At 65.8% G+C, this 9,147-nt stretch carries 10 protein-coding genes and 1 pseudogene; 8 read left to right on the top strand and 3 right to left on the bottom strand.

All coding sequences use genetic code 11. The features are described from left to right. Together WA965_RS25305 and WA965_RS25300 are read left to right on the top strand one after the other, a co-directional pair. On the top strand, nucleotides 1-458 hold a 458-nt coding region (locus tag WA965_RS25305; RefSeq protein ID WP_526448186.1), incomplete at its 5' end, for a hypothetical protein. A gap of 255 nt (nucleotides 459-713) precedes the next feature. Continuing rightward, nucleotides 714-1,100, top strand: coding sequence for a hypothetical protein (locus tag WA965_RS25300; RefSeq protein ID WP_526301074.1), 387 nt, complete (start codon nucleotides 714-716; stop codon nucleotides 1,098-1,100). Here WA965_RS25300 and WA965_RS25295 read toward each other — a convergent pair whose 3' ends face one another. Together WA965_RS25295 and WA965_RS25290 are read right to left on the bottom strand one after the other, a co-directional pair. Beyond that, entirely contained in the window at nucleotides 1,101-1,922 is an 822-nt protein-coding gene (locus WA965_RS25295) for a TIGR02391 family protein (RefSeq protein WP_526301076.1), read from the bottom strand. Next, nucleotides 1,915-2,499, bottom strand: a complete 585-nt coding sequence (locus WA965_RS25290) for a recombinase family protein (protein WP_526301078.1) — start codon at nucleotides 2,497-2,499, stop codon at nucleotides 1,915-1,917. The genes WA965_RS25295 and WA965_RS25290 overlap by 8 nt, the downstream gene beginning before the upstream one ends. Nucleotides 2,500-2,836: 337 nt before the next feature. Between WA965_RS25290 and WA965_RS25285 the strand changes: the two genes are divergently transcribed. Then, the gene (locus tag WA965_RS25285; RefSeq protein WP_526301111.1) at nucleotides 2,837-3,340 is read left to right on the top strand and encodes a Chromate resistance protein ChrB; all 504 of its coding nucleotides are present in this window, start codon (nucleotides 2,837-2,839) and stop codon (nucleotides 3,338-3,340) included. A 25-nt stretch (nucleotides 3,341-3,365) separates the two neighbouring features. After that, a complete protein-coding gene (locus WA965_RS25280; protein ID WP_526301080.1) occupies nucleotides 3,366-4,583 on the top strand; it encodes an MFS transporter in 1,218 nt (405 codons plus the stop codon). 284 nt (nucleotides 4,584-4,867) lie between these two features. Here the strand turns inward: WA965_RS25280 and WA965_RS25275 are convergent, their stop codons facing one another. Then, on the bottom strand, nucleotides 4,868-5,551 hold the full coding sequence (locus WA965_RS25275) for a DsbA family protein (protein WP_526301081.1): 684 nt from the start codon (nucleotides 5,549-5,551) through the stop codon (nucleotides 4,868-4,870). Nucleotides 5,552-5,575: 24 nt separating this feature from the next. Here WA965_RS25275 and WA965_RS25270 point away from each other — a divergent pair, with 24 nt between their 5' ends. The 4 genes and pseudogenes from WA965_RS25270 to WA965_RS25255 all read left to right on the top strand — a co-directional run. After that, a complete protein-coding gene (locus WA965_RS25270; RefSeq protein WP_526301083.1) occupies nucleotides 5,576-5,962 on the top strand; it encodes an ArsR/SmtB family transcription factor in 387 nt (128 codons plus the stop codon). Next, the gene (locus WA965_RS25265; RefSeq protein ID WP_526301085.1) at nucleotides 5,955-8,087 is read left to right on the top strand and encodes a heavy metal translocating P-type ATPase; all 2,133 of its coding nucleotides are present in this window, start codon (nucleotides 5,955-5,957) and stop codon (nucleotides 8,085-8,087) included. The genes WA965_RS25270 and WA965_RS25265 overlap by 8 nt, the downstream gene beginning before the upstream one ends. A 45-nt stretch (nucleotides 8,088-8,132) precedes the next feature. Further along, nucleotides 8,133-8,465 (top strand): DUF3703 domain-containing protein, encoded by a 333-nt coding sequence (locus WA965_RS25260; protein WP_526301113.1) that lies wholly within the window; start codon nucleotides 8,133-8,135, stop codon nucleotides 8,463-8,465. Nucleotides 8,466-8,632: 167 nt separating this feature from the next. Further along, nucleotides 8,633-9,147 (top strand): annotated as a pseudogene (locus tag WA965_RS25255) (recombinase family protein); the annotation flags it as partial.

Genomic DNA, 9,147 nt, shown 5'->3' with positions numbered 1-9,147 from the left:
CCCCGTGGGAAACCGCCCTGCCGTGCCGGCGCCGACCCGCCAACCGCCGCTGCCCGGGCCGCATCATGGTGGTCTGCCCCGATCCTGATCAACCCATCGGCTGGCGCTGTAGTCACTGCGGTGACGACGGCACCATCAGCAACTGGGTCGGATCACTCTATGACCTGCGCCGCCAGCAGTTGACCGCGGCTCAACCGCGCGACGTCATCACCATCGACGCTGACACCGCTGCGATCCTGAGAACCCTGCCCCTTCTCGACAATGACTGCCAGAGAGCAGTTTTCGCGATCCGCGGACTCAACGACGAGCTGCATCTTGCGCTGACCGACATTGAACTCGACGAACTGATCGACGCACTAGCTGCCGAATCCAACCACGAACCCAACCGGCGCCGCCAACGACAACTCGACACCGCCTACGATGCCCTGACCGCCGCCACCGACCGGCCCCGCTGGTGACCACGATCCTTGCCCGAACCCGACGCCGCACGCATGCAACTCCGGGATCCTCCGCTAAGTGACCAGCGAGACCAACCAGACTCCTTAGCACCACGTCGAGATCAGCCACCAGGACCACCAACATGAACCCCGTCAAGTGGGGCCAATTCGGCCGTCACCGCGGGGCCAGAACAAGTTGACATTGCCACGCGATGGCGTTGGTACACAATCGATCTCCTTGGCCTAGTCACATTCGGGGAGCCGCGTAGTCATCGCGTGAGCGCGCACCGGGCCGTGCGCTCTCTGGCGCGGGCTCACCGGGTGCAAATCGTCGATCAATGCCCCTACGACGATCCCTACCTCGCCCAGGTCGACTACTACGGCAACCAGTTCGGCGGCATAGACCTCGCAGAGGTCAACCAATACGTCGACCCACGGTGGCCTGGTAGGCAGGGCCGCCACCTGTGGTTCCGTCTACCACCTCCGATGACCGACTACGTTCCCGACGACGATCAGTTGATCCGGCTGGAGCTGCTGCAGGAAGGCTTCATCCCCGAGGCGTTCGACGAATTTATCGGCACCATCGACCGACGAAGGGCCTGGGACTCAGACACCGGGCGATACCTGCAGTGGTTGCTATGCGGGAGCCCTACGGCCACTTGATCAGCGCGTCGACTGGCGATTGATTGTCGCGGCATCGAGGCGGCGATGCACCATCGACAGCGCCGTCACCAGTTCGAGGAGCTGGGTATCAGTGACCGCTCGTAGGACACGAGGATCGTGGGCCACTGGATTCCTGAACATGCCAGCGAGACCTTTGATGAGATTGGCGAAGCCCGTCTGTTCATCGCGATCGGTTTGTGAGGCCAGCCCGTTGATGGCAATGATCGGCACACCCGTCTTACCGAGGGATAAGGTCGCATCGATTAGCGCGGCACCGTCGCCGCTGGAACCGGACATCTGCCGGACTCGTTCGAACACGCTTTTCGTCGCCTCCAGTGAAGCGTGAAAGTTGTCCTTCTTGAGCAGCTCCACCGTGCAGTAGCGCAGCACCTCACTGTGGCTGTCTCGTCGTCGTAGCTCTGCCTGTAATGATGTCGCGTTGCGAGATGCTTCATCGAGGGTGGAGGACCGAGGCCCGCGATGAATCTTGCCGTCGTTTTCAACGCGGAGACCGACGAAAGTCAGAACCTGGTCGAGCTGGTCTTGACGCAGTGTGAATAGCTCGGGGCTGTTGACGTAGTTGGCGGGGTCCATCGCGTGCTGAATGAATGTGATGATCCGTTGTGGATGACCGTCGGTGTTCTGCCGGCGGACGAATGCCTCCTCCAGCCGCTTCCACTTCGTGAGGCCGACGCCGGGGTCTTCCATGTGAAGCCGGCCCAGTAGCTGGCCAATCTGGCTTCCGGTGAGGCCGCCCTGGGTGTCGGCAAGCACTTGGGCCACGCCGGCCAAGACGCCGAGCTTCCACGCGGGCTCAGGCATTCTGCTGCGCCGCTTGGTGATTGGCGAGATATCGGTAGGCAGTTGCCCGTCCGATCCCAAATGCAGCCGCGAGCTCGGTGACCGGTTCCCCCGTCGCCGCCAGGCGTCGCAGCTGTTGCTGACGTTCGGGGCTGAGCTTGGGTGGCTTAGTGGCCGGTAGCTTCCGTGAACGGCGGGACTGGCGGGATGCGGCTCGGCGCTCCCTGCCTAGTTCGAGTTCGAGTTCAGCGAGGGTCGCCATGATGGCTGCTACGGCGCGGCCCGCAGGGGTGGCGGTATCGACTCCTTCCCGCAGGGTGCGCAGCATGATTTGACGTTCGCCCAAATCGGCAATGGTGCGGGTGACTTCAGCGACCGAACGTCCAAGCCGGTCGATTGCCGCCACAACAACGGTGTCACCGGCTCGCGCGTAGTCGAGCAGTGCAGCAAGTCCTGGGCGATCCGTTCTGGCTGACCCCGAGAGCTTGTCGGTAAAGATCCGGCCCGACTCGACGCCGGCGGCCGCGAGCCCGCCCAGCTGTGCGTCGAGGTCTTGGCCGGTGGTGCTGACTCGGGCATAACCAAGGATCGCCGTCATGCCATGACTGTCTCACCGACCCCCGACAGTCCAGATCTGAGACACGACGGTGTGAGACAAGATGTGAGACACCGTGACCTGGTGGTATATGAGCGTCACCCAAGGCCCAGCGGCCCTGTCTCGTTTCTCTAGTAACGAGAACGGCAACGGCAGGACTGATCATGGCAGCGCGCATTCAGTTAGGCCCCCATCGCCAATGTGGCTCGGCGAAGACACAGAAACACCCGTTCATGCGCTCGGGGCGTGTGATGAGTTTGATTGTTTGGTGGATGTAACGGCTGATACATTTATATTTGTGACTAAGGGGGCGGTGCGATGGCTGGTTCTGGTGGTGCGGATGCCTGCGGAGCCTTCGCGACATCGGGTGGCGGTGTGGCGTGAGCTGCGTCGGGCCGGGGCCCTTCTGTTGGGGCAGGGGGTGTGGGCGGTGCCGGATGCTCCGGTGTTCGCCGATGGGATCGCTCGAACCGCTGAGCTAGCTGAACGTGGTGACGGAGAGGTGATGGTGCTGTACGCGGCTGGCCGCAATGAGGCCGACGCTGCTCGGCTGGAAGCCCTTTTCACAGTGGAGCGGAGTGAGGAGTGGGCTGAGTTCACTGCTGATTGTGCCAAGTTCGACGCCGAGATTGACAAGGAGATCCGGATCGAAAAGTTCACGATCGCGGAACTGGAAGAAGAAGAGCACAGCCTAGAGCGGCTGCGCCGCTGGCACCGCGAGCTGACGGCGCGTGACGTGTTCGGCGCCCCTGCGGCGGCCGAGGCGAACCAGCAGCTCAAACACTGCACTGAACGCCTCGCTGACTACACCGAGCTCGTCTTTACTGCGCTACACCAGCTATGAGATTCACCGCCGCCGGTGCGGGCCGATGAGCACGTCAGACTCGACCAATCCCGGTGCCGGGGGAACTCGGGGTCAGTTGATGCCGCTGTACGGGGCGGGGTTCGTCACCGCGTTCGGCGCGCACAGCATCGCCGCCAGCCTGGGCGGCTATACCGACGGCACACACGCATCGCTGCTCACCCTGGGCCTGCTGCTGGCCATCTACGACGGAGCCGAAGTCCTCCTCAAGCCGGTATTCGGGTCGTTGGCCGACCGCATCGGCGCCCGCCCAGTCCTGCTCGGCGGGTTGATCGCATTCGCCGCGGCATCCGCTGCGTTCGTCATCGCCGGTGACCCCGCATGGCTGGGCGTGACCCGATTCGCACAGGGCGCCGCCGCAGCGGCGTTCTCCCCCGCCGCCGGGGTGTTGGTGTCGCGGCTGACCCCGCCTGGGGCACAAGGCCGCGGCTTCGGTCGCTACGGTGCCTGGAAAGGACTCGGCTACACCCTGGGGCCGCTGCTGGGCGGGGTGCTCATCACGCTCGGTGGCTACACCCTGCTCTTCGCCACCCTGGCCACACTAGGAGTGGTAGTCGCAGTGTGGGCACTGCTGATGGTCCCGACGGTGGCACCGCTACCACGGGGCCGCCAAACGGTAGTCGACCTGGGCCGCCGACTCGCCAGCCCGGGCTTTTTGCGGCCCACCCTCGCACTGGCCGCGGCCACCGCAGCACTATCGGTAGGCGTGGGCTTCTTGCCGGTCATCGGCGCTGGTCGTGGGCTCAGCCCACTTCTCACCGGGGCGGTCGTGTCGGTGTTAGCAGCGGCGACCGCTGTGGTCCAACCCCGGATAGGGCGCGTTCGCGATGAGGGCCGTATCGGGGACCGCACCGGTTTGAGTGCCGGCCTGCTGCTTGCTGCCGCAGGCGCTGGGGCGGTGCTGATACCGGGGATCAGCGGCCTGGTCATCGCCGCTATCTTGATCGGCATCGGGGTGGGTGTCGTCACCCCGATCGGTTTCGCTGCTCTCGCCGCGGCCACCCCTCTTGAACGGCTCGGCCAAACCATGGGATCGGCCGAGGTGGGCCGCGAACTCGGAGATGCCGGGGGGCCGCTGCTCGTTGGTGCTGTCGCCGCCGCCACCGCCCTGACCCCGGCGCTACTGGCATTCGCTGCAGTGCTCGCCGCCACTGCAGCGCTCAGCGCAGCACCCGCCGCTGGCCGTCACGACGAACCCGGCGTCGCCACGAAGACAAACCCCTAGTCGCCAACGATTCGCAGGAATTTGCGCGAAAGTTTCAAACTTTCAACAAGCCGTCACAGCTGGGAAGAGAGCTTTGGCGTCCGCCCACAATCTGTGAAGCTTTGGCGTCCGCCCGCAATCTATGAAAAAGCCTAGCGTCGCGGTGCATCGGCGGCGCTACCTAGGGGCCGGACTTAGTTGCAGTAGAACGAACGTCGCCGTAGAGAAGGCCAACCGGTGGCACTCAGGATGCGAGACAAGATGTGATCGACCTTGTTTCTCTAGATGCAAGTCCCGATTGCTTGCTATCGGCGCTGCAAGGCTTGGTCGAGTGCGGCGGCTAGGTCGTCGTAACTCTTCGGTTGGATGCGTTCGCCGTTGAGGAAGAAGGTGGGGGTGCCTTGCACGCCGAGTGCGGTGCCGTCGGCGATGTCGAGTTGGATGCGTTCCAGGGTGGCCGGGTCGTTGTAGGTCGCGTCGAAGGCTCCCATGTCCAGGCCGAGCTGCTGGGCGAACCCACGGAACACGTCATCGGCGGGTACCTGCCGCTCGCCCCATTCCGCCTGTGTCTCATACATTTTCCGGTACATCGCTTCGAGCTGGCCCTGCTGGGCGGCAGCCTCGACGGCGCGTGCCGCGCGCTCAGCGTTGAAGTGCCCCGGAAGCGGGAAGTAGCGCAGCACGAAGTTCACCCGGTCGCCATACTCGGCGCGCAGCTGCTCGATGGCGGGATACACCGCGCGACAGCCTTCGCACTCGAAGTCGAGGAACTCGACGAAGTAGACGTCGCTGTCAGGTACATCGTTGAGCCGGTGGCTGTTCTCCCGGACAGTCTGTCCGGCTGACCCATCCAGCTCAATGGCGGGCTCCGAACCGTTGTCGCGGACCGAGAGGAACACCGCGGTCCCGATCGTTGCCACCACGATGACGAAGACAGTCAGCAGAACGCGGGTGTTGGTCAGGATCGCTCCGAGCCCTTTCATATTCATATCAACGTACTTTAGTATATGAATATGAGCGAACCGGTGGATACCTGCGATCTTCTCTGTTTGGACCTGCCCCACGCGGAAGCCATCCGCGCCACGGTCCCCGACAGCGCCACCATCGCCGCCGCCGCGGCAGCGGCGCGCGGCCTGAGCGATGCGACCCGGTTGTCCATTGCAGCCGCACTCGCAGCCGGCGACGAGTTGTGCGTCTGCGACATGGCCTGGGTCGTCGGACTGTCGCAGGGATTGGTGTCCCATCACCTGCGCCAGCTCAAGAACGCGTTGCTGGTGTCCTCGCGGCGTCAAGGCAAGTTGGTCATGTACCAGCTCACCGAGCGCGGCCACCAGTTAACCGCCGCGGTGCTGACCGGCGTTGACACGGCGGCTGCTCGAAAGGAACCCGATCGTGTCTGATGCATGCTGCGGGCCGCAGGGTGCCGCCGAACCCGACGCCGGTCCCGAAAGACTCTGGCAAGTTCGGGAAGTGCAGTTCGCGGCGCTGGCTGCAGTCCTGCTCACCGCGGGCTGGATCGTCGGGCGACTCGGCTACGAGGGTGTCGCGCACGCCGTCGAGCTGGCTGCCGTCGTCGCCGGCGCCAGCACCTTCGTGCCCGATGCGGTCCGCAACCTGCGACATGGCCGCATCGGGGTCGGCACGTTGATGACGATCGCCGCGATCGGCGCGGTCGCCCTGGGTCAGTTCGCCGAGGCCGCCCTGCTTGGCATCTTGTTTTCGATCGCCGAAGGCTTGGAGCACTACGCCGTCAGCCGCACCCGTCGTGGGCTGCGCTCCCTGTTGTCGCTGGTGCCCCCGAAGGCCTCGGTACTGCGGAATGGCAGTGAAATCACCGTGGCTCCTGGCGATCTCGTCATCGGTGACGTCATGGTGATCAGGCCGGGTGAGCGGGCCGCCACCGATGGCACCATCCGGTCCGGTCAGACGAGCCTGGATCTGTCGGCGATCACCGGCGAGTCGGTGCCCGTGGAAGCCGGACCGGGCAGTGACGTGTTCGCCGGTGCCATCAACGGCGGCGGAGCGATCGAAGTCGAGGTCACCGCCCTGGCCGCCGACAGCTCCCTGGCGCGGATCGTGCACATCGTCGAGCAAGCCCAGGAACGCAAGGGCGCCGGCCAGCGGCTCGCGGATCGGATCGCCCGCCCGCTGGTACCGGCGATCATGGCGTTGGCCGCCGCTGTCGCCGCGGTGGGCGCGGTGTTCGGTGACCCGATGCTGTGGCTGGAACGAGCACTGGTGGTGCTGGTGGCCGCCTCACCCTGCGCGTTGGCGATCGCCGTCCCGCTGACCGTGGTCGCGGCCATCGGAGCCGCCAGCCGCCACGGCGCCCTGATCAAAGGCGGCGCAGCGGTCGAAGAACTCGGCCGCATCAAGGTCGTCGCCCTGGACAAGACCGGCACCTTGACCCGCAACCAGCCCCGCGTCATCGACGTCATTGCCGCCGACGACTTCAGCGACGATGACGCCTTGAGGTGGGCAGCAGCCCTCGAGGCGCGCAGCGAACACCCACTCGCGCAGGCGATCCTGACTGCCGCCAGGGACTTGCCGGCTGCCAGCGACGTGACCGCAGTACCGGGTCACGGCCTGCACGGTGACCTCGACGGCCACCGGCTGCGCCTCGGGAAACCCACCTGGGTATCGCCTGGACCACTCGCCGGCGAGGTGGAGCGGTTGCAGGCCGCCGGCGCCACCGTGGTGGTGCTCGCCCGCGACGACGTGCCGGTCGCCGCCATCGCCGTGCGCGATGAACTTCGCCCCGAAGCCGCCGAGGCCGTCAATCTGCTGAAGCGACTGGGAATTACGGTGGCGATGCTCACCGGCGACAACACCCGCACCGCCCAGGCGGTGGCCACCGAAGCCGGCATCACTACCGTGCACTCCGAGCTGCTGCCCGAGGACAAGGCCACTCTGCTGTCGTCCATCGCTCACGGCCGGCCGATCGCCATGGTCGGCGACGGCATCAACGACGCACCCGCGCTGGCCACCGCCGACATCGGCATCGCCATGGGTGCCATGGGTACCGACGTCGCCATCGAAACCGCCGACGTCGCCCTGATGGGGGAGGACCTTCGCCACCTCCCCCAGGTGCTGGCCCACTCGCGGCGCGCCCGGCGAATCATGGTGCAGAACATCGCGTTCTCGCTGGCCATCATCGCCGTCCTGATACCGCTGGCCGCGTTCGGCGTCCTGGGCCTGGCCACCGTGGTCCTCATCCACGAAACCGCCGAAGTGTTCGTCATCCTCAACGCCATCCGCGCCGCCCGCATCACCGCCCTGCCCGGCGTGACAGCGACACCACCGCGATCAACAACTCATGCCCTCGACATCGGCCCAGCACCCGTCCTCGACGACCCCTGCTGCAGTCCCCAACAGTCCACGCCCCCAGCCACCGGCAGCATCAGCCTCCCCCTGGTCGCGCCGGCCTCGGCGCAGGACAACCACGGCTGCGACTGCTGCGCCCCCGACGGATCTCCACCGGACGCCAGCGACACAGCTGCACCCACCCGAGCCGACCACCGATAGCCCCACCAGCTCACCCGCACGACAGGAGCCACCTCGATGCCATGAATCAGTGCACAGGCCCGCCAGGTCTATCGAGGTGAAATGACCGCCGCGAAACACGCCACCGACCCTGCGACTCGGTGGCGACATCTGGAGCGCGCCCACATCGTCTCGCAACCGGATCCGTGGCTGCACACCTGCAACCACGCCGCGATGCTGACACTCGCGCTGCGCCAACACGACCGCCGCGAAGCCCTCGGCCAAGTCCTACGCCCCATCGTCGCCGCCCCCGGCTCACTGACCGGCCGCTATCCCATCGGCAACACCGGCCGCGCCGCAGCGGGCCTCATGACACCCATGCCCATCCCCAACGACCTCGCCGCCCTCACCAACAGATGAACCCTGGCAATGAGGAGACTGATTTCGCGGCCGACGGACGGTTCCGTCTAACAACCTATTGAGCGACAGTCTGAACACGGCATCTGCGACCTGGGCAGAAATGTCAGTCGGGTGTCCCAGAATCATGTCCCAGACCGTGAGGAACGGACACACCCCTAAAGACACAGATGGCTCCCGCCCGGGCCCCAAGCGTCGCGGTTGGGTCCGAATCCCGTGCTCACGTCAACGAGAGAGAACCTGCCGGTGATGCTGCTGGGATACACCCGAGGCTCGACGCTGCACCAGTCCCCCGACATGCAGGCAAAGGCGCTCACGGATGCTGGGGCCGAACGGTTTGGACGCAACACATATCCGGTGCTCGCGACGACAACCCCGAGCTGGCCGTGCTGCTCGACTACGCCCGCCGCGGTGACGTGCTCATGGTGTGGAGGCTCGACCGCCTCGGCCGATCGCTCCCACGCCTGCTCGCCGTCGCCAGCGACCTCCAGGACCGCGGCGTCGAACTCCACTCCCCAACGAGGTCTCGACACCACCACCCCCGGCGGCCGGATGATCTTCCACGTTTTCGGGGCCGTCGCCGAATTCGAGCGAGCCACCGCCGCCGAACGCACCGCCGCTGGAGTCGCAGGAGCCGCAGGAGTCGCAGCGAGCGGCCGCCACCCGGCCTCACGGCCGATACCAT

This window comes from Mycobacterium sp., from assembly GCF_049683935.1.
Lineage (GTDB): Bacteria > Actinomycetota > Actinomycetes > Mycobacteriales > Mycobacteriaceae > Mycobacterium.
This window is presented reverse-complemented; position numbering and strand designations above follow the sequence as displayed.